This window comes from Actinomadura sp. 21ATH (assembly GCF_041951345.1).
In the GTDB taxonomy this organism is placed as follows: domain Bacteria; phylum Actinomycetota; class Actinomycetes; order Streptosporangiales; family Streptosporangiaceae; genus Spirillospora.
In genome coordinates this window covers 1,169,225-1,193,595 of record NZ_JBGNUR010000001.1, presented here as the reverse complement: position 1 = coordinate 1,193,595, position 24,371 = coordinate 1,169,225, and the positions used below count along the sequence as shown (strand labels likewise).

Here is a 24,371-nt window from a genome sequence, read left to right as displayed (position 1 = left end):
CACCCAGATCAGTTGGAGTAGGGCTTTCCTTCGGTTTCCCGGTAGTGCAGGGCGAAGCTCAGATTGCTGCCCTTGATGAGCTGCTGCCCGAAGGCGGAGACGGTCTTGTGGTACTTCTCGGGGATCTTCTTGCCGTCGGGCCGCTGCACCCAGGTCATCACCAGGTAGTGGCCCTGCGCCTGCGCGGTGCCGAGCGCCTCGCCCTTGCCGATGGTCTTGCTGGCGCCGCTCCCGGCCAGCGGCTCCAGGAACGCGTCCTTCGAGACCGCGGCCTTCTGGGCGGCCTGGGCCGCGGCCTCGGTCTTGAGGTTGAGCACCCCGACCGTGCCGACGAGCACCTTGTCGCCGCGGGCGTAGGTGGCCCGGAGCGCCTGCGTGCAGCCGCCCTTCTTGACCGCGGAGACGAGCTTGCTCCCGTTCACGGTCTTGGCGCAGTCGCGCCTGGCGTGCCAGCCGGTGCGCACGTAGTTCTCGCCGCCGGCCTTGAACTTGGACTTGCCGAACGCTTCCTTGAGCGACAGCGGGCTCGGGTCGGTGGTGCGGCTCTTCAGCTTGACCGGCTCCAGCACCGGCTGCGTCGGGGACGGCGCCGCCGTCGGCCTCTGCGTCGCCGCCTGGTCGTTCCCCGCCGTACCGGCCTTGGAATCGTCGCCCTTGAGCAGCGAGGACAGCCCGATGCCGCCGCCGACCAGCACCAGCCCGGCCACCGCCGCGGCACCGATGATCAGCGGCAGGTTGCGCTTCTTGCGCGGCGGCGTGGGGCCGCCGGGGCCGGGCCCGTACCCGTCGCCGAAGTCTCCGCCGGGGCCGAAGTGGTCGCCGGGACCCGAGGCGAACTGGTCGCCCTGGCCGGCGCCGAACTGATCGCCGGGGCCCGGACCGCCGAAGCGGTCGCCCGGCGGCGCGCCGTAGGGGTCGTCCCCGCGGGGGGCGAACGCGTCGTCGCCGCGCGGCGCGAAGGGGTCGTCGCCCTGCCGCTCTTCTCCGTACGGGGCGTGCGGCGGCTGCTCGGGAGGCCAGCCGCCGGGTTTGCCTTGATCGCCCGGATAACCCATGGCTTGGACCTTACCGTTCCTTCATCCTGGCTCTGGACCGATGCTCGCGGACCCTGTTCGGGACGGTTCGAACACCCACCATGGCATGGGGGTGAGCGGGCCGCCGCCGGTTTCGGCAGGTCGCGTGCCGTGCGGAATGGTCCTATTTCCAGCCGAAATTCTGCGTCCAGTACGGACCGCCGCCGCCCGTCGCCATCCCGACGCCGATCGCGCGCAGGTCGCAGTTGAGGATGTTCGCGCGGTGCCCGGGGCTGTTCATCCAGCCCTCCACCACGGCCGCGGCGGTCGGGTAGCCCTTGGCGATGTTCTCCGCGCCGGGGCTCGGGTAGCCGGCCTCCTCCATCCGCTTCCACGGGCTGTCGCCGTTCCGCGACGTGTGGGAGAAGTAGTCGTTGGCGGCCATGTCCCTGGAGTGCGCGCGGGCGGACCTCACCAGGCGGGCGTCGATGCGCAGCGCCGGGCAGCCCTTCGCGGCGCGCTCCTTGTTGGTGAGAAGCGCCACTGCGGTCTCGGTCACCGACGAGCCGGGCGCCGCCGCGGTCCCGCCGCCCGGCCTGGAGCCGTCCGGGGAGGACGACTCGGAGGTGTCCGGGCTCGGGGACGGCTCGGCGTCCCGCTTGGGCATCTCCTTGAGCGGCGGGGCGCTCTCGCTCGGCGCGGCGGGCGGGGTGGCGCCGCCGCCGGCGCTCCGCTGCCGGTCGAGGTCGGTGCCGGGCGCCGGCACGTCCGCCTGCGGGGCCTGATTGGAAGCGGCGATGGGCTCCGGCCGCGTCTCGGACAGGACGAGCCGGTCGATCGCGACGCCCGTGCCGACGGCGAGGATCGCGACGCCGAGCGCCGCGAGCACGGCCGGCTTGGACGTGCCGCGCTTGCGCCGCGACCCGGGCGCGCGGTGGCCGGGCCCCGGAGCGCCGGCGGGCGCGGTACGGCGGGGCGGCATCGGCGGGCCGGCGAACTCGACCTGGACGAGCCGGTCGTCCCTGCCCCTACCGGCGGGTGGGGCGCCCGCGGACGCGGCCATGATCGGCTCTTCCGGGCGCGGCCGGCTCGGCCGGGAGAACCAGTCGCCCGCCGGGCTCGCGGACGGCTCAGGCGCCGCGGGTGCTCCGGGCGCTCCGGATGCCTGGGGAGCCGCAGGAGCGGCGGGCGCCGGCCGTTCTGGGGGTGCCGCAGGGGCGGCGGGCCGTTCGGGGGTGATTCCGCGTCCCGCGACCAGGCGGGCCTCGCCGGGGGCCGGTGCGCCCCGCCTGCCGTAGCGGCCGGTCTGCCCGGGCGCGGAGCCGGGGGGAGGCCCAGGGGGGACGGCGGGACCGGATGCGCCGTTCTCGCCGGAACGTCCGGGGCGGCGGGGGTCGGCGGGTCGGCCGGAACTACGGGGCATCGGCGGGACTCCCGGGGACTGGACGGTGACGGTCGCCATCAGTGACCGGTCGGCCCGCACCTTATCCCGATAAAGGGCTGCAAGTCCTTGTTACTGGCCAAAACAGGAGGCCGGGTACGGCCGGTACGGTGTCCCGGCAGACCGTTCTCCGGCGGGTCCGGGCGAGCCCTCCGGCAGGGCCCTCCAGCGGGTCCCTCGCCGGGCCCCGCTTTGACCCGCACCCTCGGCGCTGGGTATCCTGCCTATTCGTTGTATGCGGTGACGCCTGTCCTTCGGGGAACGGTACCGAGCCGCAACCGCCGGTGTGCTCGCAGCGCTGTCCCGCGTGATCGGGACGCGTGATCGGGTCCCGGCCTCCCGGAGCGCCAGGTCGGATCAGCCTCTGATCGGCGCGAGCAGGAATCCGCTGAGAAGTCGACAAGAAACGAAGGCCTACGACCGTGCGCACGTACACCCCAAAGCCTGCTGACGTTCAGCGTCAGTGGCACGTCATCGACGCGACCGATGTCGTGCTGGGCCGCCTCGCAAGCCAGGTCGCGCAGCTGCTTCGGGGTAAGCACAAGCCGATCTACGCGCCGCACCTCGACACCGGTGACTTCGTCGTCATCGTGAACGCCGAGAAGGTGGCGCTGTCCGGCAACAAGCTCGAGCAGAAGCGGGCCTACCGGCACTCCGGCTACCCGGGCGGTCTCCGCTCGGTGAACTACGCCGACCTGCTGGAGAAGCACCCCGAGCGGGCCGTCGAGAAGGCGATCAAGGGCATGCTGCCCAAGAACTCCCTCGGCCGGAAGATGTTCGGCAAGGTGAAGGTCTACGCCGGTCCGGACCACCCGCACCAGGCGCAGAAGCCCGTTCCGTTCGAGATCACCCAGATCAAGCAGTAGCGCGGCGCACGAGCAGCACCCAGCACCACCGGCAGTACCGAGCACGACCAGCAGCACCCCGGCCGTACGAACCCGTACGCGCCGAGACCCGTGGCCGCCGGGGCACCCGGAGCGATGAACGCGCGGGCCCGCCGCCCTGGCCAGAAGACCGAGGAGAACCGTGGACGAGTCCTTCGACACCGAGACGACCGCCGAGGGCGGCGCCGAGCTCGACTCGTACGAAGACGCCCCGTCGGAGTACAGCACCGAGTCCCCCGAGGCCGCCGGCGAGGGCTTCCTCGCGCAGCCGGTCGCGACCGGCCCGGCCGCCGGCACCGGCCGCCGCAAGGAGGCCATCGCGCGGGTGCGGATCGTTCCCGGTTCGGGCAACTGGACCATCAACGGCCGGTCCCTCGACCAGTACTTCCCCAACAAGGTCCACCAGCAGATCGTGAACGAGCCGTTCGTGCTGCTGGGCCTGGAGGGCCAGTTCGACGTGCTGGCGCGGGTCAACGGCGGCGGCACCACCGGCCAGGCCGGTGCGCTGCGCCTCGGGATCTCCCGGGCGCTGCAGTTCGCCAACATCGAGCACCGCCCGGCGCTGAAGAAGGCGGGCTTCCTCACCCGTGACGCGCGCGCCACCGAGCGCAAGAAGGCCGGTCTCAAGAAGGCCCGTAAGGCTCCGCAGTACAGCAAGCGCTGATCGGCCTCACCAGACGTTGATCGCAGGCACGAGCCGCCGCACCCCCGGAACGATCTCGCGGCCGACCCCCATGGTCGGCAGCACGGGTGCGGCGGCTCGTCCGCTTTTCCGGGCCTCTCTCAGGGCCTCTCTCAGGGCCCCGCTCCAGGCTCCGCCGGTGTCCCCGCGACCCCATCCGGACGGCCGGATGGGGATTCCTTGGGACGATCCGGCCCTTTGGCTGCTTTGATGGACGTCATGGCTTACGTGCCGCAATCCGGGCGCGCCGCGCGGTGCCGCCGGAAGCGCGCGGGGCATGCGCACTAGTTTCGACCGTGTGGAGCGGCCGGGGCGCCGGCCCCGGCCGTGCCCCGCGGTCTTTTGCCTTATCGGGAGTTGAACTGTGGGTCGTCTCTTCGGGACCGATGGCGTACGCGGGCTCGCCAACCGCGATCTGACCGCACCGCTGGCGATGGACCTGTCCGTCGCGGCGGCGCGCGTGCTGGGCGAGGCGGGAGCGTTCCAGGGCCATCGCCCGCTGGCCGTGGTGGGCCGGGATCCGCGGGCGTCGGGGGAGTTCCTGGAGGCCGCGGTGGTGGCCGGGCTCGCCAGCGCGGGCGTCGAGGTGCTGAGGCTCGGGGTGCTGCCGACCCCGGCGGTCGCGTACCTGACCCACACCCTGACCGCCGACCTCGGCGTGATGCTGTCGGCCTCGCACAACCCGGCCCCCGACAACGGCATCAAGTTCTTCGACCGCAGCGGCCACAAGCTGCCCGACGAGATCGAGGACCGGATCGAGGCCGCGCTCGGCCAGGACTGGGACCCGCCGACCGGTGCCGCCGTGGGCCGGGTCCGCGACGCGTACGGCGCGGTCGAGCAGTACGTGGCGCACCTGGTCTCGACCGTCCCCGTGTCCCTGGACGGCCTGCGCGTCGTGGTCGACTGCGCGAACGGCGCCTCCTCCGACGTGGCGCCCGAGGCGCTGCGCCGGGCGGGCGCCGAGGTGATCACGATCGGCGCGGCCCCCGACGGCCTCAACATCAACTCCGGCTGCGGCTCCACCCATCTGGAGGCGCTGCGGCAGGCCGTCCGGGAGCACGGCGCGGACGCGGGCATCGCCAACGACGGCGACGCCGACCGGTGCCTGGCGGTCACCGCGAGCGGCGAGCCGATCGACGGCGACCAGATCATGGCGATCCTGGCGCTGGAACTGCGCGAGTCCGGGCGGCTGCCCGCGGACACGGTGGTCGCGACCGTGATGTCGAACCTGGGGTTCAAGAACGCCCTGCGCGAGGCCGGGCTGACCGTCGTGGAGACCGCGGTCGGCGACCGCTACGTGCTGGAGGCCATGAAGGAGGGCGGCTTCGGGTTCGGCGGTGAGCAGTCCGGCCACGTGATCATGCTGGAGCACGCGACCACGGGCGACGGCGTGCTGACCGGCCTGCACCTGCTGGCCGCGATGGCCCGCCGCGGCCGGCCGCTGGACGAGCTGGCCAAGGTGATGACCCGCCTGCCGCAGGTGCTCGTGAACGTCAAGGGCGTGGACAAGTCCCGCGCGCACACCGCCCCCGAGCTGACCGCGGCCGTCGCCGCGGCCGAGGCGGAGCTGGGCGACACCGGCCGCGTGCTGCTCCGCCCCAGCGGCACCGAGCCCATGGTCCGGGTCATGGTCGAGGCGGCGTCCGAGCAGCAGGCCCAGCAGATCGCCGACCGCCTCGCCGAGGTCGTCCGGACCGCCCTGGGCTGACCGCCCCGTCCCGCCTCGTCCCGTCGGCGCGCGGGCCAGGCGTCAGCCGGCGTCGGTGATCTCCAGCTTGCCGACCTTGAGGTGCTTGATCTCGACCGTGCCGGCTTCGAGGTGGTGGACGACGGCGCGCTTGACGACCAGCTTGCCGATCGCGATGGCGCCGACGGCCAGCGCGCCCAGCGCCATCGAGCCGAGGGCCAGCGAGCCGAAGGCGTTGCCGGCGCGGAGGGTGAGACCGGTGGCCGAGGCGCCGGTCACCTCGGCGCCGGTGGCGCGGGCCCCGACCCCGCGTTCGGTACGGACGCGGGGCCGTTCCCCGGCGGCGGCGTGCGCGCTCTCATCGGGCAGGTCCGGCTGGCTCGGCTCGTTCGGGTCGTTCGGCTCGGTGCTCATGGCGCCAGCCTATGCCGCGACGATCAGCAGCGCTCCAGGAAGCCCTTGAGGGCCGTACGGTCGGCGCCGGTGACGGGAAGGGAGTACTTCGTGGCGACCGCGATGTACCTGGTGGCGTACGTGCACTGGTAAGCCTTCTGCGGCTTCCATTCGCCGGGGCCCTTGTCGCTCTTCTGCTGGTTCGGCACGCCCCAGACGGCGAGCAGGTTGGCGTGGTCGTTGGCGAAGCGCTCGCGGCGCTCCTCGTCCCAGCCGGCGGCGCCCATGCGCCAGGCGAGCGCGAGCGGGTAGACGTGGTCGATCTGGACCTCGGCCGCGTCCGCCTTGCTGAACGTGATGTCCTTCCCGCTGTACGGGTCGTGCAGCGTCCCGTTCAGCACGACGCAGCCGCCGCGTTTGCGGACGCTCTCCAGGTCGCGGGCCAGCACGTCGTTGCGCTGGTCGCAGCCGTTGCGGTCGATGTCCTTCCAGCGGGTGCCGAAGCGGTCCCGCTCGTACCCGCCGCCCGATCCCTCGGCGGCGGTGCGGAGCCGGGCGAGGTCGCGTTCGGCCTTCCGGGGATCGCCGCCGCCGGCGGAGGTGGACTCGGGGCCGGATCTGGAGCTGGACGAGGGGGAGGGGTTCGACAGGCCCACCTCCGCGCTGCATCCGGTGGCCAGGAGCGCGGTGGAGAGGCCGAGGCCCAGGATCGTCCGGCGCGATCGCGCCATATCGTGACCGTCCAATCACTTTGCGTCCATGTCGGAAGCATTTATGCCCGCTTTGCCGGGGGCTACTGCGAAAATTACTCACTGTCACCCCCTCCTGTCCCCGCCGCCACCCTGTGGACGACGGCAACGCCGTTCCCGCCCATGCGGCACGATGTGGAGGGTGCTGCACCTGAGAGCGATCGTGCCCGCGGACCGTACGGAGGCGGTCTGCGCCGCCCTCGCGGACTCCTCCGGCGCGACCAACGTGGTCGTCGTGCCGGGCGCCGCGCGGTCCCCGGCGGGCGATCTGGTGACCGCCGACATCGCCCGCGAGTCGGCGAACGAGATCCTCGCCGCGCTGCGGGAGCTCGGCATCGACCGCGACGGCGGGATCGGGATCGAGCAGGTCGACCTGACGCTGTCGACGTCCGCCGAGCGGGCCGAGGAGCGCGCCCCCGGTTACGGCGAGGACGCGGTGGTCTGGGAGGAGCTCGACCGCCGTACGGCCGCCGACAGCGTGCTGTCGTGGTCGTTCGTGGTGTTCCTGGCGCTGGCGACGCAGCTGGCCGGGATCGCCGCGCTGACCGACTCGCCGATCCTGGTGGTGGGCGCGATGGTGCTCGGCCCGGAGTTCGGCGCGGTCGCGGCGATCTGCCTCGGCATCGTGCACCGGAACCCGCGGCGCATCGGCACCGCGCTGCGCACGCTCACCGTCGGGTTCGCCATCGCGATCGCGGTCACCTACGCGTGCGCGCTGGTCAGCTGGTGGATCGGGGTGATCGAGCTGGACCGGCTGCCGGACTCGCGGCCGATGACCGCGTTCATCTACAGCCCGGACCGCTGGTCGTTCATCGTCGCGCTGCTCGCGGGCGCCGGCGGCGTCCTGTCGCTCACGGCCGGGAAGTCGTCGGCGCTGGTCGGGGTGTTCATCTCGGTCACCACCGTGCCCGCGGCCGGCAACCTGGCGGTGGCGCTGGCGCTGCGGCACGGCAGCGAGATCGACGGGTCGCTGCTCCAGCTGGGCCTCAACCTGGCCGGGATGATCATCGCCGGTACGCTGACGCTGCTCGTCCAGCGCCGGATCTGGGCGTTCGTCCTCCGCCGGAAGGGGCGGCGGTCTCCCGGCTCCTTCGCGGGCTCATCTCCCGGTGGTAATCCTCCAGGGGGACGCCCCGGGTCCGGCGAAGGGCTAGGTTCGTGAACATGCCGATCATCGCCACCGAAGGCCTCACGATGAGGTTCCCGAGGGTGACCGCGCTGGACGCCCTCACCGTCGCCGTGGAACCGGGGGTCGTGGGACTGGTCGGGGCCAACGGCGCCGGCAAGTCGACGCTCATCAAGATCCTGCTCGGGCTGCTGCCGCCGTCCGCCGGCCGCGCCGCCGTGCTGGGCCTCGACATCGCCCGCGAGGGCGCGCGGATCCGCGAGCGGGTGGGGTTCATGCCCGAGTACGAGTGCCTGCCGCCCGACGTGTCCGCCACCGAGTTCGTCGTCCACATGGCGCGGATGTGCGGGCTGCCGCCGACCGCGGCCCGCGAGCGCGCCGCCGACACGCTGCGCCACGTGGGCCTGTACGAGGAGCGCTACCGCCCCATGGGCGGCTACTCCACCGGCATGCGGCAGCGCGTGAAGCTGGCGCAGGCCCTCGTCCACGACCCGAAGCTGGTCTTCCTCGACGAGCCCACCAACGGCCTGGACCCGGCCGGCCGCGACGAGATGCTCGACCTGATCCGGCGGATCGGCACCGAGTTCGGCATCAGCGTCCTGGTGACCTCGCACCTGCTCGGCGAGCTGGAACGGGTCTGCGACCATGTCGTCATCATCGACGGCGGCAGACTGCTGCGGTCGCAGGCGGTCGAGGCGTACACGGCGGCCAGCGGGGTCCTCACGGTCGAGGTGGAGGAGGGCCGCGACGAGCTCGGGCGGCTCCTGCACGAGGCGGGCGCCGCCGTCCAGCCGGAGGGCCGGTTCCTGGTCGTCCAGATCGCCGGCGAGACCACCTACGACCTCGTCCGCGACGGCGTCGCCGACCTCGGGCTGCGGCTGATCCGGATGGAGCAGCGCCGGCACCGCATCGAAGAGGTCTTCGCGGCCGACGAGGCGCAGGGAGTCGCCCGATGAGCACCGAATCCACGGGCACGGGAGCGATGAGCGCGAGCACCATCCACGACATCGGCTACCGGAACTACGAGGGCCGCCGGGCGGGCCGCGGGTACGTGCTGCGGTCGCTGTACGTCCACAACCTGCGGGCCGCGTGGGGCATCGGCCGGCCCGCGCGCGCCAAGGTGATGCCGTTCCTGCTGGGCGCGATCATGCTGCTGCCCGCCGCCGGCTCGGTCGCGGTCTTCGCGATCTCCAAGGAGCCGGACATGCTGATGCGCTACGCGTCGTACGCGCCGACGCTCCAGGTCATCATCGCGATCTTCGTCGCCACCCAGGCGCCGGTGCTGGCGTCCCGGGAGATCCGCTTCCATGTCGTACCGCTGTACTTCTCCCGGCCGGTCGGGCATCTGGACTTCGTGCTGGCCAAGCTGGGGGCGATGGCGACCGCGCTGTTCGCGCTGACCGCGGCGCCGATCACCGTGCTGTACGTCGGCGGCCTGATCACCAAGATCCCGAACTCGGGCCGGCAGCTGCTGGACTACCTCGCCGGCCTCGTCGGCTGCGTGCTGTTCGCGCTGGTCCTCGCCGCGATCGGGCTGGTGGTGGCCGCGTTCACGCCGCGCCGCGGCTTCGGCGTGGCCGCCGTCATCGCCGTCTTCATGCTCAGCACCGCGTTCGTCGCGATCGTGCAGGGCCTGGCGGAGATGCGCACCGAGTTCGCCTTGGCCGGCTGGGCGGGCCTGTTCACCCCGTTCAACCTCATCGACATCGTCCAGGTGCGGCTGCTCGGCGCGCAGAGCTCCTCGATCGCCATCGCGCCCGGCGTCCTCGGCGGCGCGGTGGCGCTGGGCGTCTGCGCGGCCCTGGTCGCCGGCGCGGTCCTGGTCCTCTACACGCGCTTCCGGAAGGCGGGGCTCTCATGACGGAGCTGAGGCTGGAGCAGGTTTCCCGCTGGTACGGGAACGTCGTCGCCGTCAACGGCGTCTCCATGACGATCGGCCCCGGCGTCACCGGGCTGCTGGGGCCCAACGGCGCCGGCAAGTCGACCCTCATCCACATGATGGGCGGCTTCCTGCCGCCGTCGTCCGGAACGGTCACGCTCGACGGCGTGCCGATCTGGCACAACCCCGGCATCTACCGCAGCCTCGGGCTCGTTCCCGAACGCGAGGCCGCGTACGACTTCCTCACCGGCCGCCAGTTCATCCTCGCCATGGCCAAGCTGCACAAGCTCCCCGAGCCCGGCGCCGCCGCCGAGCGCGCCCTCGGCCTGGTCGAGATGCACTACGCCGCCGACCGCGCCATCGGCAACTACTCCAAGGGCATGAAGCAGCGCATCAAGATGGCCTCGGCGCTGGTGCACGACCCGCCCGTGCTGCTCCTGGACGAGCCGTTCAACGGCATGGACCCGCGCCAGCGGCTCCACCTGATGGACCTCATCCGGCGGATGGCCGCCGAGGGCCGCACGATCCTGTTCAGCTCGCACATCCTCGAAGAGGTGGAACGGCTCGCCGGGCACATCGAGGTGGTCGTGGCCGGCCGGCACGCCGCGTCCGGCGACTACCGCCGCATCCGCCGGCTGATGACCGACCGGCCGCACCTGTTCCTGGTGCGCTCAACCGACGACCGCCGGCTGGCCGCCGAGATCATCGCCGACGGCTCGGCCCGCGGCGTCGAGCTCACCGACAAGGGCCTGCGCGTCGAGGCGACCGACTTCCAGCGCTTCACCCTGGTGCTCCCGCGCATCGCCCGGGACGCGGACGTCCGCCTCTGGGAGGTCTCCCCGTCCGACGAGTCCCTCGAAAGCGTCTTCTCCTACCTGGTGGCCCGGTGAATACCACTATCGCGATGATCACGTTCCGGTCGATGCTCGGCCGGCGGCGGGCGCTGCTGCTCCTGGTGCTGCCCGCGGTGCTGCTCATGCTGGCGGGCGCGCTGCGGATGATCGGCGAGAACGATCTGGAGGTCACGGCGAACGTCCTGCAGCGCTTCGGCGTCGCCACGCTGCTGCCGCTGCTGGCGCTGATCGCGGGCACCGGAGTGATCGGCCCGGAGATCGACGACGGCCAGATCATGTACGTGCTGACGAAGCCGATCCCGCGGCAGGTGGTGGTGCTGACCAAGCTGGCCGTGGCGATCGTGCTGGTCTCGCTGTTCGCGGCGGTCCCGACGCTGCTGGCCGGGCTGGTCATGGCGGGGACGACCGAGATGATGACCCCGGCCTTCGCGGTGGGGGTCCTCGCCGGCGGCGTCGCGTACAGCGCGGTGTTCGTCGCGCTCGCGGTCGTCAGCCGCAACGCCGTGACGATCGGCCTGCTGTACGCGCTGGTCTGGGAGTCCCTGCTGGGCAACTTCGCGCCGGGCGCCAAGTCGGCCTCCATCCAGCAGTGGGCCGTCTCGGTCACCGACGCCCTGACCGGGACCTCGTACGTGACGTCCACGGTCGCCCTCGGCGTCGCGCTGCCGCTGCTGGCCCTGACCACCCTCGCCGCCGCGTTGCTGGCCGTCGTACGGCTCCGGTCACTGTCGGTCGCCAGCGCCGAGTGAGTCCGGACGCGCGGGTCAGGGCATCGGTTGGGGCGATGTCCCCGACCGGCCGGTCGGATCGTCCTCCAGCAGCCGTCGCAGGTCCGTGACGGGTTGAACGCCGGAGACGGGCGGGCGGTCGTCGATCACCAGGCTGGGGACGCCGGTGACGCCGTGCCCGGTCGCGCGGCGCCGGTCGGCGCGTACGTCTTCGGCGTGGCCGTCGCCGTCCAGGACGGCGCTCACCTCGTCGCCGTCCAGCCCGGCCTCACCGCCCAGGCGCTGCAGGACCTGCGCGTCGGCCACGTTGAGCCCCTCGGTGTGATAGCCGTGCAGCAGCAGTTCCATCATCTGGTCGGCCCGGCCGCGCTCGGCGGCCAGCTTGACCAGCCGGTGCGCATCGAAGGTGTTGACCGGGCGGGCCAGATGCAGGTTGAGCTCCAGACCTTCCGCCGCGCCCAGCGACCGGATCCGGGCGATGCGGGCGGACGCCTGGTCGCCCCACCAGCCGGTCATGGCCTCGGCGGCGGTCGGGCCGGGAGTCCGGCCTTCCTCCGGCGCGAGTTCGTAGCCGCACCAGACCACCTCGACGCGGTCGCGGCCGGTGCGCTGGGCCAACGCCGCCGACAGGCGCCTCTTGCCGATGTAGCACCAGGGACACAGCACATCCGCGTATATCTCGAGTCTCATGAACGCTCCTGCACAGCGATCGTGGCCGGTCTCTTCGCCTGGTCCGGCGGCGATCGACAGCCCCCGGCCGTGCCATCCTGCAATCTCGACCGCGGTTGAGGTCAATCACTCCTGCGGCGGCGTCGCCGAGGGCCCGGTGGACCGCTGGACGGGGGCGGGTGTTCGATGGCCTCATGAGCGAGCTGAGCGGTGACGTGCTGCATTACACGGCCTTCGCGACCGACCCCGCCGGCGGCAACCCGGCCGGGCCTTCACAATCCGCTCATGACCGGGCACGACCTGACCACCGTGCAGCTGGGTGGCGCGAGTCCGCGCACGTCTTCCACGTCCGCGACCCGTTCCCGGTCGGCGGCGTGGTGGAGGACCCGGCCACCGGCGCCGCGGCGGCCGCGTTCGGCGCGTACCTGCGGGAGATCGGCGAGGTCGCCCCCGCCGCCGCCCTCACCCTCCACCAGGGCGAGGACATGGGACGTCCCGGGCTCCTCCGGGGCGAACTCCGCGCCGGCGACCCCCGTATCCGCGTCTCAGGTGCCGCCGTCCCGATCCCCAAATCCGCTTGAACCCGTATCACTGTGGGCACTCAGGCGCTTAAGTTCGCCGAGGAGAGCCGCCCACTCGTCCCGCCCGAGTGTCAGGAAGGGGTCCGTGGGGTTCTTGGAGTCGCGGATGCCGACGGCTCCGACGAGCGCGGCGGCTTCCACGCAATTGCCGCCGTTGCCGCTGTACGTGCTTTTTCGCCATCTGACGACAGAGGGGGCGGGAGGGGACATCGGTGTCGGTGTCCTTCCTGTGGTCAGAACAGGCCCGAGGCCACCTGACCGATCAGTCGTGCCGAATCTGACGTGTTGAGGGCAGAAGCGACCAGGTGATCGAATACCAGCTTACCCTGCCTGGTTTCGGCTGGTTTCTCCATATATACGCAGCCCATGAGGTGCTCCATGTACAGCACATCGGGGTAACCGTCGAAGGTCAAGAGGACGAAAGGGCCGTCGATGGCGGCGTGGACGCCCGCACGGTACGGCAGTACCTGGAGGGAGACGTTGCCGAGTTTGCTCAACTCGGCGAGGTGTCCGAGTTGAGCCTTCATCACGTCCGCCCCGGCGACCAGCCGGTGCAGGGCGGCTTCATCGATGACGGCCCAGACGTGCAGTGGCTGGTCAGAGGTGGTGATGCGCCCCTGTCGCGCGACGCGGAGTTCCACTCCGCGTTCGATCTCCGCCGGCTTGCGCGGCTGCGTACCCTTCAGTACCGCATGCGCGTAGTCCGCGGTCTGCAGGATTCCGGGGATCAGTACGGTCTCATAAGTGCGGCAGGTCAGAGCCTCTGCTTCGAAGGCGAGGTAGTCGTTGAAGCCCTTCTTGAGTACGTCGTAGTAGGAGTGCCACCAGCCCTTCTGGCGAGCTTCGCGGGCGAGTTGTACGAGTTCGGTGCGCTTTTCGCCGGTGATTCCGTAGACCTCCAGCAGTTCCATCACTTCGCCGGAGGTGATGCGCATCTTGCCGGTCTCCATGCGGCTGAGTTTCGCGGTGTCCCAGCCGAGTTCTGTGACGACCTGATCGCCGGTCAGGCCGGCGCCGAGGCGGAGGTTCCTGAGTTCGCGGGCGACGCGGCGGGCGCGCACAGTGGGGGTGTAAGGCATCCTCGCTCCACAATTTGTTCAGAAGCACTTGCGATCACTGGATCTGTGGCCACACAGTGTCACTGTATGACTACGAAGGTGAGGGTGGGTGGGTTTCGGTGAACGTGCCACAGAGTGGTGAGCGCGTGGCCTGGCTGGAGTGGCTGGCCGGGCGGCTGAACGTGTGCGGCGTTCCGGCGGCGGTCATGGAGGTCGGCGGTACGGGGCTGCTGCGGGTGTCGGGGAAGAGCGTGCGGTACGTCGCGTGCGTGCCGGTGCCGCAGTACGGGACCTGGGCGTACGTCTTCTCAGGCGGCTCGGTGCTCGTCCACGAGGCCCGGGCCGTGGACGTGGTCGCCAGGGCGATGGCGCGGTGAACGAGCTGGAGAAGGAGGTCAGGTTCGCCGGGGTGCCCGCGCAGGTGCGGGTGGCGCGGCGGTTCGTGGGGGACGCGCTCGGGGACGGGCATCCCTGCCGGTGGGACGCGATGCTGCTCGCGTCCGAGGTCTGCACCAACGCGGTCCACCACTCGTACAGCGGGCGGCCGGGCGGGACGTTCCTGCTGAATGTGCGGTGGGCCCCGGAGTGGGTGCGGGTCGCCGTGGTGGATCAGGGCGCGGACGGCACGCCGTGCCTGCGCAGGGCGGGTGCCGGGGCCGTTTCGGGGCGCGGGGTCGCGCTGCTCGACGAGCTGTCGGTGCGGTGGGGGTTCGTGCGGAGGGCGGGGAGCGCTACGGAGGTCTGGTTCCTCATCGGCGGGGGCTGACCGTTGGCTGATCGGGTGGCGTCAGCGGGTGGTCAGGGGGGCGTCAGCGGGGGCGGCGAGTCTCGGGGCATGACGAACACGAGCATTCTCATCTCCGGCGCCGGGATCGGCGGGCCCGCCCTCGCGTACTGGCTGGACCGGTACGGCTTCGACGTGACCGTCGTCGAACGGTGGAACGGGATCAGGCCCGGCGGGCAGGCGGTCGACGTGCGGGGGCCCGCCCTGGACGTGGCGGAGCGGATGGGCGTCCTGGACGAGCTGCGCGCCCGCACGACGGGCATGCGCGGGATGTCCGTGGTGGACGCGGCGGGCGAGGAGCTCTACCGGTCCGAGGAGCGGACGGTCAGCGGCGGCGATCTGGCGAGCCCGGACGTGGAGATCCTGCGGGACGATCTCGCGCGGATCATCACGGCGGCGGGCGGCGACCGGATCGAGTACCTCTTCGACGACTCGATCGCGGCGCTGGAGGAGGGCGCGGACGGGGTCCGGGTGACGTTCGACAGCGGGCTGGAGCGATCGTTCGGGCTGGTCGTGGGGGCGGACGGGCTGCACTCGAACACGCGCCGGCTGGCGTTCGGCCCGGTGGCGCCGCAGGAGCTCGGGACGTGCATGGCCGTCTTCAGCGTCCCCAACTTCCTCGGGCTGGACGGCTGGCAGATCATGCACCAGATGCCGGGCGGCGGGCTGCGCGGCGGGATGGTGATGAGCGTCCGGAACGGCACGGAGGCGCGCGCCTACCTGATGTTCGACCCCGCCGGGCCGCTGGAGTTCGACCACCGCGACATCGAGGCGCAGAAGAAGCTGGTGGCGCGCGAGCTGGAGGGCGACAGCTGGGTGATGCCGAAGCTGCTGGAGCACATGTGGACGGCGCCGGACTTCCACTTCGACTCGGCGGCGCAGATCCGGCTCGACGCCTGGTCGCGGGGCCGGGTGGTGCTGCTGGGCGACGCGGGGTACTGCGGGTCGCCGCTGTCGGGGCAGGGCACGAGCATGGCGATGGTCGGCGGGTACGTCCTGGCGGGCGAGCTGAAGGAGGCCGGCGGCGACCATGTGCGGGCGTTCGCCGCGTACGAGGAGGAGCTGCGCGGGTACGCCGACGCGAACCAGCGGATCGCGGTGGCGAACATGAAGGCGCGCAGGGCGCAGGTCGCGGGGGAGGCCGAGGGGGCGATGGAGGCGGCCGAGGCGCTGGCGGAGACGGGGGTGGAGGAGTTCGCCGCGGTCGTGGGGTGGTACGCGATCAAGAGTTACTAGCCACTGAGGAAGGGGGGCCGCCGGAGCGCGGCCCCCCTTCCGGTCACGTACGGGCGGCCTCGGTGAGGCGGTCGAGTTCGGCGAGGACCTCGGAGGCGGCCGCCGGATCGAGGGCCCCGAACGTCAGGCCGCGCCCGTGGCGGCGCCCGCCGAGGACGACCCAGCGGATGTCCTGGTCGGGGTACTCGTCGGGGGAGATCACCCGGATGCCGGGGCTGAAGCCGATCTCCACCCACCGGTCCTCGGCGAGCTGGAGGAGGGCCTGCCGGCGGAAGCCGCCGTCCTCGGTCTCGCCGAGTTCCCAGCCGCGGCCCGTCAGCCCCATGATCCGGCCGAAGTGGACGGTCAGGCCCTCGAAGCGGGCCAGCCGCTCGGCCGCCGCCTCCTCGGCGGTGAGGGTGAACACGCGCCGGCCGAGCTGCGGGAACGGCTGCAGGATCTCGTAGTCGGCGAGCACGTCCGACCAGGTCTTCAGGTCGTCCGCGGACAGCTTCAGCGGGTGCGGCAGCGTGACGCGGGCGTCGCCGGGGAGGGTGAACGCGTCGTCGGCGGCGTCCGAGAGCGTCCGGTCCTCGGCGACGCGGAACGTGGCCGTCCCGGTGCTCCAGACCAGCCGGCGGGCGATGTGCCACATCAGCGGATGCCGGACGAAGAGGGACGTGAACTCCTCCGCCGTCCAGCCGCGCCCGGAGACCATGGCCTTCTCCAGCCGCTTGAGCTGGTCGGCGGCGACGGTCCTGACCTCCTTCTTGAGGTCGGCGAACCGCTGGTACGCGGCGGGCGCGAGCGCGCCGTCGTCCCGGACGCCGGGCTTGGGCAGCGTCTTGCGGGCCTTGCCGTCCCCGTCGGTCACGTACGGCTTGAGCTGCTCGTCGAAGCCGACGCGGAACGTGCGGCGCCCGTAGTCGAGCGTCAGGCCGCCCTCGGCGTCGAGGCCGAAGTCGGGGACGAGCCGGTCGGCGAGCTGCTCGCGGGAGAGGCCGCGCTCCTCGGCCACGCGGTCGAGGAGGCGCTGGGCGTTCGGCCGGATCCGGGCCTGGTCGGCGGCCTTCTTCGCGAGCCGGTCCAGGTGGCGCAGGGCCGTGTCGGTGCCGAGGCGGGAGAACAGCCGCAGCGCGGTGGTCCCGCCCCTGTCCCAGACGAACGCCTTCGACCACCGGCCGACGATCGGCGCGAGGAGGTCGGCGGTCGCGTCGTCGCCGAACTGCGTGATGGCGTACTGGAAGCCGGGGCGCGCCCACTTGTCCCGATAGGTGTCGTTCTCGCGGAGGGCCCACGCGAACTCGGCGAGCGAGCGGGGGTCGAACAGCTCGACCAGCGGCGGGATGCCCGGGTACGGGTCCTCGTACGCCCCTTCCTGGAACGCGAGCATCGTGATGAAGTGCCGGGTGGCGGACTCCGGCAGCGCCTCCGCGCGCCCGCGCAGCAGAAGCCGCGGCAGGTTCGCGGGGTCGAGCGAGTCGGGGAGGTCGGGGAGCGGGTCGGGGTACAGGTCCAGCGGGTCGGTCCGCAGGGCCGCGATCGCCCGTTCGGCCTCCTCGCCGTACTCCGCGGCGGCCGCCACGATGGCGTCCTGGCCGTGCGTCCGCGCGACCAGGCGCAGCGCCTCCTCGGCGCGGGTGCGCTTGGGGCCGGGCTTGCGCAGCGCGTCCGGGACGGTCAGCCGCGCGGCGGCCCGCCCGTGCAGCTTGTACCAGAGTTCGGCCCGGTCGCCGTTCGGGTAGACGCCGAAATGCTTGATCATGAGCTGGGCGACGTCCGCGCTGAGGAACGGGTCCATCCAGTAGAAGGCGCGGCGGGTCTTCGCCGCGTGCAGGGCGAGCGGGTAGGCCGCCAGCTCGTGCCGGGCGACGGCGGCCTCGATGATCTCGCTGGTGCCGTAGTCGCCGAGATCGCCCCAGTACCGCTCGTCGGCGAGCAGCCGCTCACCGATCTCCGGCGGTGCTTGAAGGAGCAGGGCGGTGATCAGGGGGCGGCGTCCCTTGGCGTCCTTCTCCTCCAGGGCCCGGCCGCTGGAGAACTCCTCGGCCAGGCCCGCCCAGTCGGTGTCCTCGGGGAGGCGCTCCTGCCGGTGGTACTTGTTCGCGTACGGGGCGTTCAGCCACTCCTCGCGGCGGCCGGGCGCCCAGACGACGGCCGGCGGCTCCTTGGGGGCCTTCAGCTTGAGGACGGCGGGCTCCTTGGGGCCGCTCTCGCGCGTCCAGGGCGGGGCGGCGAGGATGCCGGGAAGGGAGCTCTCGGCGGCTTCCTTGACGCGGGGAGCAGGGGTCTCCGTCATGTCTCCTGGTTCCTGGTGAGTTCGGTGAGGTCGGCGAGGAACTCCGAGGCGATCACGGGATCGAGGTCGCCGAAGGGGAGCGGCTCCCTGCCGTGGCGGCTGTCGCCGTCCCGGACGTACTCGACCTCGGTGATCCGCTGGGGCGGGTCCGGGGCGGTGCGGTGCTTGGGGATGCCGGGTTCGAACCGGACCTCCACCCGCGTGTCCCGGCCGGCGGGGTACGTGAGCAGGGCGCGCTTGCCATAGTGCTCAGGCGCGGTGCGCAGGCTCCAGGTTCCCCTGGCCAGCCGGTTGAGCGCGGCGACCGGGACGTCGGCGCCGCCGAAGCCGGGCAGCCGCAGGCTCGCGCGGTCGGCCTCCCCGAGGCGCCGGACGGGCCGGTCGAGCTGGGCGAACGGCTGCGCGATCTCGTAGTCGGCGAACACCTCCCGCCACGCGTCCAGCGCGTCGCCCAGCAGGATCGGATGCGGGAGCGCGATCCGGGCGTCCGGCGGCGGGACGAACTCCTTGTCGTCGACGTCGGCGAGCGTGCGGTCCTCCGCGATCCGGAACGCGGTGGCGGTCCCGTCCTGTGCGGCGCGCCACACCAGGCGCCGCGCGAGTTCCCGGAGCAGCGGATGCTCCACGTACAGGGCGCGGAACTCCTCCAGCGGCCACTCCCGCCCGGACAGCATCGCCTCGTGCAGCCGGTCGCGCTGCTTGGCGGCCACCTCGCGGACGCCCTGCTTCAGCTCCGTGAAGCGCCGGTGGGCGGGGCCGGCGAGCGCGGCGTCGTCCTTGGGCCCGGGCTTGGGCAGCGTCTTGCGGAGCTTGCCGGCGCCGTCGACGACGTACGGGACGAGCCGCTCGTCGAAGCCGACCCGGAACGACCGGGGCCCGTAGTCGAGGTCCATGCCGCCGTCGGAGTCCAGCCCGAAGTCCGGGACGAGCCGGTCGATCAGCCGCTCGACCGTGAGGCCGCGCGTCTTGGCGGCGAGGTGGAGCGCGTAATCGCCGTACCTCTGGACGTGCTTGGCGGGATGCGGCTTCTCCACGATCCCGTGCAGGGTGCGGAACGCGGCGTCCGTGCCCATGGCGACGAACACCTTCAGGGCGTTCAGCGCCGCCTGCCCGCCGGGCCACCAGGGCTCCCAGCCGTTGATGACGTCCCGGACGCGGCGGGCCGTCTCGTCGTCGCCGAGGCGGCCCAGCGCGAACTGGAAGCCGTCGGGGATCCAGTTGTGCCGGTCCGTCGGCGCGACCCGGTACAGCGCCCAGGCGAACTCCGCGAGCGAGCGCGGATCGCACAGCTCGATGACCTCCTCGACGAACGAGTGCGGCCGGCCGGGCCGGGACAGGAGCAGCAGCGTGGTGAAGTGCCGGGTCGCGTCCGCGGGCAGGGCCCTGCCGCGGCCGCGCAGCAGGATTCGCGGCAGGCGTTCGGGAGCCCGGTCCCCGTCCGCCGGCGGCACGCTCGCCGGGTAGCGCAGCATCTCCATCGCCCGTACGGCCTCGGGGCCGAAGGGGTGCGCCGCCCGGGCGGCGGCCTCGTGGCCGTGCCAGGTGACGACCTGGCGGAGCAGCTCCTCGGCGCCCTCGCGCCGGGGGCCGGGCGCGCCGAGGGCGTGCGGGAGGAGCAGCGGCACGGCGCCGGCGCCGTGCCGCCGGGCCCAGGACGTCCCGGTGGGCCGGCGGCCGTGCCGGTCCGGCGGGATGCCGATCATCAGTTCCGCCGCCTCCGCGCCGAGGAACGGCACGAGGAGGTCGGCGGAGCCAGGTTCCCCCTTCGCGGCGACGCGCACCGCCAGCGGGTACGCCCGGACCTCGTGCCGGACGATGATCCCGCCGAGTGCCTGGAGGTCGTCGAACTCGTCCCAGTAGCGGCGGTCGTCCAACAGCTCGCGCGCGAGACGCTCCGGGCCGTGCAGCAGCAGGCCCGTGTACAGGGGGCCGCGGCCCTTGGACGTGAGCTCGGTCAGGGCCCGGCCGGTGCGGAACCGCTCGGCGGCGGCCTCCCAGTCGGCGTCCTTGCGGCCCCGCGCGCGCCCCTCGTCCGCGAGGCGTCTGCGCTGGTAGTCGTCCCAGGAGACCGAGACGGGGACCTCGGGCGCCTCCAGGCCCTCCCGGACGACCGGTTCCCAGGTCCAGGGCGGCGAGACCAGGAGCGGGGGGAGATCGGCGGCGCGCGCTTCCTCAACGGCGGGTTCGGGGGTCTCCGGCACGGCTCCGGCGTCGATGATCTCCATGTCGGGCCACGGTAGAGCAGCCCGCGGACATCAGACCCCGGAAAGGGCACTACAGGAGCGGATACGCCGGGCGAGGCGAACCGGGTCAGATACGGCGGAGTCGGACGCGCTGGATGCTGTGGTCGCGGCCCTTGTGCAGCACCAGCGTGGCCCGGGCCCGGGTCGGCAGGATGTTGGACACCAGGTTGATCTCGTTCACGTCCCGCCACACCCGCTGCGCGAACGCGGCGGTCTCGTCCTCGTCCAGCTCGTGCGCGTACTTGTGGAAGTACGAGCGGGGATCGGTGAACGCGGTCCGCCGCAGCGCGAACAGCCGGTCCACGTACCACTGCCGGATGTCCTCCACCCGGGCGTCCACGTAGATCGAGAAGTCGAAGAAGTCGGCCACGCCGAGTTGCCCGGCCGGCGGCGCCTGGAGCACGTTCAGGCCCTCGACGATCAGGATGTCGGGCCGCCGCACGGTCTGCGTCGCGCCCGGGACGATGTCGTACTCCAGGTGCGAGTAGACCGGGATCGACCGCTCCGGCGCGCCCGACTTGATCGACGACACGAACCGGACCAGGGCGCGGCGGTCGTACGACTCGGGGAAGCCCTTGCGGTCCATGATCCCGCGCTCGGTCAGCACCGCGTTCGGGTGCAGGAAGCTGTCGGTGGTGACCAGTTCCACGCTGGGGTGCTCGGGCCAGCGGGCCAGCAGCGTGCGCAGCAGCCGGGAGGTGGTCGACTTGCCGACCGCCACGCTGCCCGCCACGCCGATGATGAACGGCGTCGGCTTGACCCGCTCGCCGAGGAAGCCGCCGATGGTGTCCCGCAGCCCGCCGTCGGCCAGGAAGAACAGGTTCAGCAGCCGGGACAGCGGCAGGTAGACCTCCTCGACCTCGGTGATGTCGATCGGGTCCCGCAGCCCGCGCAGCGCGTCCAGCTCGCCGGGGGTCAGCGGCAGGGGGGTGCTCTCGCGCAGGCCGCGCCAGGCGTCCCGCGAGAGTTCCACGTAAGGGCTCGGCACGCTGTCCCATCCGCTCGTCATGGCCGGCACCTGCTCGTCATGGCCAACACAGTAGTCACCGGCCCCAGGAGGTCACCGGTGTTTCACCGGCTGGCCACGCTATAGGCACCCGCCTCGCGCATGTGCTGGTGGGTCCCGCGGAGAGGAGCGAATAGGCTTGCGCCCATGTGCGGAATCGTGGGGTACGTCGGTTCGAAGCCGGCGCTGGACGTCGTGATCGAGGGCCTGGCGCGGCTGGAGTACCGCGGCTACGACTCGGCCGGAGTGGCGCTGCTGGCGGACGGGGCGCTGGCCACCGCCAAGCGCGCGGGCAAGCTCGTCAACCTTCGCAAGGCCCTGGAGGAGGAGCCCCCGCCGGCGGGGACGCTCGGCATGGGGCACACCCGGTGGGCCACGCACGGCCCGCCGAACGACCGCAACGCGCACCCGCACACCGACTGCTCGGGGAACGTCGCGGTCATCCACAACGGCATCATCGAGAACTTCGCCCGGCTCCGCTCGGAGCTGGAGGAGGCCGGGCACAAGCTGGTCTCCGACACCGACACCGAGGCCGTCGCCCACCTGCTGGAGGACGAGCTGCGCAAGAGCGGCGGCGGGCTCGCCGACGCCATGCGGGCCGTCTGCGCCCGGCTGGAGGGCGCGTTCACGCTGGTCGCGGTGCACACCGGCGACCCGGACCTGGTGGTCGGGGCCCGCCGCAACTCGCCGCTGGTCGTCGGGGTCGGCGACGGGGAGAACTTCCTGGCCAGCGACGTGGCCGCGTTCATCGCCCACACCCGCGACGCGATCGAGCTGGGCCAGGACCAGGTCGTGGAGCTGCGCGCGGACGGCGTGACCGTCACCGACTTCGCCGGGAACCCGGCCGAGACCAAGGCGTACCACGTCGACTGGGACGTCTCCGCCGCCGAGAAGGGCGGTTTCGACTACTTCATGCTCAAGGAGATCGCCGAGCAGCCGCGGGCGGTCGCCGACACCCTGCTCGGCCGGATCGGCTCCGACGGCCGGCTCAGCCTGGACGAGATGCGGATCTCCGACCAGGAGCTGCGCGAGGTCGACAAGATCATCATCGTGGCCTGCGGCACCTCGTACCACGCCGGGCTGATCGCCAAGTACGCCATCGAGCACTGGGCCGGGCTGCCCTGCGAGGTCGAGCTGGCCAGCGAGTTCCGCTACCGGGACCCGATCCTCAGCAAGAGCACGCTGGTGATCGCGATCTCCCAGTCCGGCGAGACGATGGACGCGCTGATGGCCGTCCGGCACGCCCGCGAGCAGCACGCCAAGCTGCTGGGCATCTGCAACGTCAACGGCTCCACCCTGCCGCGCGAGTGCGACGGCGTCCTCTACACCCACGCCGGCCCGGAGATCGCGGTCGCCTCCACCAAGGCGTTCCTGACCCAGCTGGTCGCCGTCTACCTGATCGCGCTGTACCTGGCGCAGGTCCGCGGCACGAAGTGGGGCGACGAGGTCTTCGCCATGGTCCAGCTGCTGGCGCAGATGCCGGACAAGGTGGACAAGGTGCTGGAGACCATGGAGCCGGTGCGGGAGCTGGCCCGCTCGCTGTCGGGCGAGCGCTGCGTGCTGTTCCTGGGGCGCCACGTCGGCTTCCCGGTGGCGCTGGAGGGCGCGCTCAAGCTCAAGGAGCTCGCGTACATGCACGCCGAGGGCTTCGCGGCCGGCGAGCTGAAGCACGGCCCGATCGCGCTGATCGAGGAGGGGCTGCCGGTCGTGGTGGTCGTCCCGCCGCGCGCCCGCGACGTGCTGCACGACAAGATCGTCTCCAACATCCAGGAGATCCGCGCCCGCGGCGCCCGGACGATCGTGATCGCCGAGGAGGGGGACGCGTCGGTCGAGCCGTACGCCGACACGCTGATCAGCGTGCCCGCCGTGCCGACGCTGCTCCAGCCGCTGGTGACCACCGTCCCGCTCCAGGTGTTCGCCTGCGAGCTGGCCACCGCCAAGGGCCACGACGTCGACCAGCCCCGCAACCTGGCCAAGTCCGTCACGGTCGAATAGCCAGGGAACGACCGAATAGTCGAAGAACGACCGAACCGTGCGCCGCCTCCGTACGTCGAAGAGGTGACCGGCCTCACTAACGCGGAGGTGGCGCGCGGTGCCGTCACAGGATCGACCCGGTGCGGATGGACTCGGTACCGGTGAACGCGGCGCCGGCGAACTCGGTGTCGAGGTGCGGGGCGTCACCCGCCGGTTCGGCGACGCGCACGCCCTCCAGGGCATGGACCTCACCGCCCCGTACGGGCAGGTGACCGCGCTCGTCGGGCCCAACGGCGCCGGCAAGACCACGCTGCTGCTGATCCTCGCGACCCTGCTCGCGCCCGACGCCGGGCTGGTCCGGGTCGCCGGGCACGACCCGCGGACGGACGCCGCGGGCGCCCGGCTGGCGCTGGGCTGGATGCCCGACACGCTCGGGGTGTACGACCGGCTGACCGTCGACGAGTACCTGGCGTTCTTCGCCGACGCCTACCGGCTGCCCGCCGCCGAGAAGGCGCGCCGGATCCGGGCCCTGCTCGCCCTCGTCCACCTGGACGACTACCAGGGGCGGCCGGTGCACGTGCTGTCGCGCGGGCAGAAGCAGCGGCTGGGCGTGGCGCGCGCCCTCGTCCACAAGCCGCGCGTCCTGCTGCTGGACGAGCCGGCGTCCGGGCTGGACCCGCGCTCCCGCGTCGAGCTGCGCGACCTGCTGCGGACCCTCGCGGCCGACGGCGTGGCGGTGCTGGTGTCCAGCCACATCCTCAGCGAGCTGGAGGAGATGGCCGACCGGGTGGTGCTGGTCGACCACGGCCGCACGGTCGGCGAGCACCGGCTGGAAGACCTGGCCGGGTTCGCCGCGACGGCCCCTGCCCGCTGGCGGATCCGCGCCCTCGACCCGGACGCCCTGGCCGCCGCGCTCGCCGCGCGACCCGAGGCGGGCCTGGTCGTCCCGCTGCCGGGCGGCGCCGAGGTGGGGCCGCTGACCGAGGCCGCGGCCGCCGACCTGCTGACCGGGCTCGTCGCGGACGGCCTGCGGGTGGCCGGGTTCGGCCCCGCGGGCGGCGCGCTGGAGTCGGTCTACATGGCGATGACGGAGAACCGCCGATGAG

Annotated in this window: 24 protein-coding genes; 14 read left to right on the top strand and 10 right to left on the bottom strand. The window is 72.4% G+C overall.

Annotated elements, in window-relative coordinates; all coding sequences use genetic code 11:
• Positions 1 to 8 precede the first annotated feature (8 nt).
• Both ACA361_RS05670 and ACA361_RS05665 read right to left on the bottom strand, forming a co-directional pair.
• Positions 9 to 1,055: a hypothetical protein gene (locus tag ACA361_RS05670; RefSeq protein ID WP_375010705.1), complete on the bottom strand. Its 1,047-nt coding sequence runs from the start codon at positions 1,053 to 1,055 to the stop codon at positions 9 to 11.
• A gap of 142 nt (positions 1,056 to 1,197) precedes the next feature.
• Entirely contained in the window at positions 1,198 to 2,076 is an 879-nt protein-coding gene (locus ACA361_RS05665) for a CAP domain-containing protein (RefSeq protein WP_375010704.1), read from the bottom strand.
• 800 nt (positions 2,077 to 2,876) lie between these two features.
• On the opposite strand from ACA361_RS05665, the gene rplM reads away from it, so the two are divergent.
• The 3 genes from rplM to glmM all read left to right on the top strand — a co-directional run bounded on the left by rplM (position 2,877) and on the right by glmM (position 5,728).
• On the top strand, positions 2,877 to 3,320 hold the full coding sequence (rplM, locus tag ACA361_RS05660; protein ID WP_375010703.1) for a 50S ribosomal protein L13: 444 nt from the start codon (positions 2,877 to 2,879) through the stop codon (positions 3,318 to 3,320).
• Between the two features lie 160 nt (positions 3,321 to 3,480).
• Positions 3,481 to 4,002 carry a 30S ribosomal protein S9 gene (gene rpsI, locus ACA361_RS05655; protein ID WP_366617524.1) on the top strand — a complete coding sequence of 174 codons (522 nt, stop codon included), beginning with the start codon at positions 3,481 to 3,483 and terminating at the stop codon, positions 4,000 to 4,002.
• Positions 4,003 to 4,384: 382 nt separating this feature from the next.
• Positions 4,385 to 5,728 (top strand): phosphoglucosamine mutase, encoded by a 1,344-nt coding sequence (glmM, locus tag ACA361_RS05650; RefSeq protein WP_375010702.1) that lies wholly within the window; start codon positions 4,385 to 4,387, stop codon positions 5,726 to 5,728.
• Between the two features lie 42 nt (positions 5,729 to 5,770).
• Here the strand turns inward: glmM and ACA361_RS05645 are convergent, their stop codons facing one another.
• A complete protein-coding gene (locus tag ACA361_RS05645; RefSeq protein ID WP_375010701.1) occupies positions 5,771 to 6,121 on the bottom strand; it encodes a hypothetical protein in 351 nt (116 codons plus the stop codon).
• Between the two features lie 23 nt (positions 6,122 to 6,144).
• On the bottom strand, positions 6,145 to 6,831 hold the full coding sequence (locus tag ACA361_RS05640) for an HNH endonuclease family protein (RefSeq protein ID WP_375010700.1): 687 nt from the start codon (positions 6,829 to 6,831) through the stop codon (positions 6,145 to 6,147).
• Between the two features lie 160 nt (positions 6,832 to 6,991).
• Here ACA361_RS05640 and ACA361_RS05635 point away from each other — a divergent pair, with 160 nt between their 5' ends.
• Genes ACA361_RS05635 through ACA361_RS05615 form a run of 5 tightly spaced genes read left to right on the top strand, consistent with a single transcriptional unit; the run spans position 6,992 to position 11,457 of the window.
• Complete coding sequence (locus ACA361_RS05635; RefSeq protein ID WP_375010699.1) at positions 6,992 to 8,011, top strand: DUF389 domain-containing protein; 1,020 nt, start codon at positions 6,992 to 6,994, stop codon at positions 8,009 to 8,011.
• 2 nt (positions 8,012 to 8,013) lie between these two features.
• The gene (locus ACA361_RS05630; protein ID WP_375010698.1) at positions 8,014 to 8,931 is read left to right on the top strand and encodes an ABC transporter ATP-binding protein; all 918 of its coding nucleotides are present in this window, start codon (positions 8,014 to 8,016) and stop codon (positions 8,929 to 8,931) included.
• The gene (locus ACA361_RS05625; protein ID WP_375010697.1) at positions 8,928 to 9,836 is read left to right on the top strand and encodes an ABC transporter permease; all 909 of its coding nucleotides are present in this window, start codon (positions 8,928 to 8,930) and stop codon (positions 9,834 to 9,836) included. The genes ACA361_RS05630 and ACA361_RS05625 overlap by 4 nt, the downstream gene beginning before the upstream one ends.
• Positions 9,833 to 10,744, top strand: a complete 912-nt coding sequence (locus ACA361_RS05620) for an ABC transporter ATP-binding protein (RefSeq protein WP_375010696.1) — start codon at positions 9,833 to 9,835, stop codon at positions 10,742 to 10,744. The genes ACA361_RS05625 and ACA361_RS05620 overlap by 4 nt, the downstream gene beginning before the upstream one ends.
• Positions 10,745 to 10,758: 14 nt before the next feature.
• A complete protein-coding gene (locus tag ACA361_RS05615) occupies positions 10,759 to 11,457 on the top strand; it encodes an ABC transporter permease (RefSeq protein WP_375010695.1) in 699 nt (232 codons plus the stop codon).
• 15 nt (positions 11,458 to 11,472) lie between these two features.
• On the opposite strand, the gene ACA361_RS05610 is transcribed toward ACA361_RS05615, so the two are convergent.
• Positions 11,473 to 12,126, bottom strand: a complete 654-nt coding sequence (locus tag ACA361_RS05610; protein ID WP_375010694.1) for a DsbA family protein — start codon at positions 12,124 to 12,126, stop codon at positions 11,473 to 11,475.
• A gap of 173 nt (positions 12,127 to 12,299) precedes the next feature.
• Between ACA361_RS05610 and ACA361_RS05605 the strand changes: the two genes are divergently transcribed.
• On the top strand, positions 12,300 to 12,686 hold the full coding sequence (locus ACA361_RS05605; RefSeq protein WP_375010693.1) for a PhzF family phenazine biosynthesis protein: 387 nt from the start codon (positions 12,300 to 12,302) through the stop codon (positions 12,684 to 12,686).
• On the opposite strand, the gene ACA361_RS05600 is transcribed toward ACA361_RS05605, so the two are convergent.
• Complete coding sequence (locus ACA361_RS05600; protein WP_375010692.1) at positions 12,651 to 12,896, bottom strand: DUF397 domain-containing protein; 246 nt, start codon at positions 12,894 to 12,896, stop codon at positions 12,651 to 12,653. The genes ACA361_RS05605 and ACA361_RS05600 overlap by 36 nt on opposite strands.
• A 23-nt stretch (positions 12,897 to 12,919) precedes the next feature.
• A complete protein-coding gene (locus tag ACA361_RS05595; protein ID WP_375010691.1) occupies positions 12,920 to 13,765 on the bottom strand; it encodes a helix-turn-helix domain-containing protein in 846 nt (281 codons plus the stop codon).
• A 98-nt stretch (positions 13,766 to 13,863) separates the two neighbouring features.
• Between ACA361_RS05595 and ACA361_RS05590 the strand changes: the two genes are divergently transcribed.
• The 3 genes from ACA361_RS05590 (at position 13,864) to ACA361_RS05580 (ending at position 15,764) form a co-directional block, all read left to right on the top strand.
• A complete protein-coding gene (locus ACA361_RS05590) occupies positions 13,864 to 14,121 on the top strand; it encodes a hypothetical protein (protein ID WP_375010690.1) in 258 nt (85 codons plus the stop codon).
• Positions 14,118 to 14,510 carry an ATP-binding protein gene (locus ACA361_RS05585; RefSeq protein ID WP_375010689.1) on the top strand — a complete coding sequence of 131 codons (393 nt, stop codon included), beginning with the start codon at positions 14,118 to 14,120 and terminating at the stop codon, positions 14,508 to 14,510. The genes ACA361_RS05590 and ACA361_RS05585 overlap by 4 nt, the downstream gene beginning before the upstream one ends.
• A gap of 69 nt (positions 14,511 to 14,579) precedes the next feature.
• Positions 14,580 to 15,764, top strand: coding sequence for an FAD-dependent monooxygenase (locus ACA361_RS05580; RefSeq protein WP_375010688.1), 1,185 nt, complete (start codon positions 14,580 to 14,582; stop codon positions 15,762 to 15,764).
• A 43-nt stretch (positions 15,765 to 15,807) separates the two neighbouring features.
• Here ACA361_RS05580 and ACA361_RS05575 read toward each other — a convergent pair whose 3' ends face one another.
• The 3 genes from ACA361_RS05575 to coaA form a co-directional block, all read right to left on the bottom strand.
• Positions 15,808 to 18,042: a DUF4132 domain-containing protein gene (locus ACA361_RS05575; RefSeq protein WP_375010687.1), complete on the bottom strand. Its 2,235-nt coding sequence runs from the start codon at positions 18,040 to 18,042 to the stop codon at positions 15,808 to 15,810.
• A complete protein-coding gene (locus tag ACA361_RS05570) occupies positions 18,039 to 20,267 on the bottom strand; it encodes a DUF4132 domain-containing protein (protein ID WP_375010686.1) in 2,229 nt (742 codons plus the stop codon). The genes ACA361_RS05575 and ACA361_RS05570 overlap by 4 nt, the downstream gene beginning before the upstream one ends.
• Before the next feature lie 85 nt (positions 20,268 to 20,352).
• The gene (gene coaA / locus ACA361_RS05565; RefSeq protein ID WP_375010685.1) at positions 20,353 to 21,294 is read right to left on the bottom strand and encodes a type I pantothenate kinase; all 942 of its coding nucleotides are present in this window, start codon (positions 21,292 to 21,294) and stop codon (positions 20,353 to 20,355) included.
• 144 nt (positions 21,295 to 21,438) lie between these two features.
• Here coaA and glmS point away from each other — a divergent pair, with 144 nt between their 5' ends.
• Together glmS and ACA361_RS05555 are read left to right on the top strand one after the other, a co-directional pair.
• Complete coding sequence (gene glmS / locus ACA361_RS05560; RefSeq protein ID WP_375010684.1) at positions 21,439 to 23,286, top strand: glutamine--fructose-6-phosphate transaminase (isomerizing); 1,848 nt, start codon at positions 21,439 to 21,441, stop codon at positions 23,284 to 23,286.
• Between the two features lie 172 nt (positions 23,287 to 23,458).
• Entirely contained in the window at positions 23,459 to 24,370 is a 912-nt protein-coding gene (locus ACA361_RS05555) for an ABC transporter ATP-binding protein (protein WP_375010683.1), read from the top strand.
• Position 24,371 lies beyond the last annotated feature (1 nt).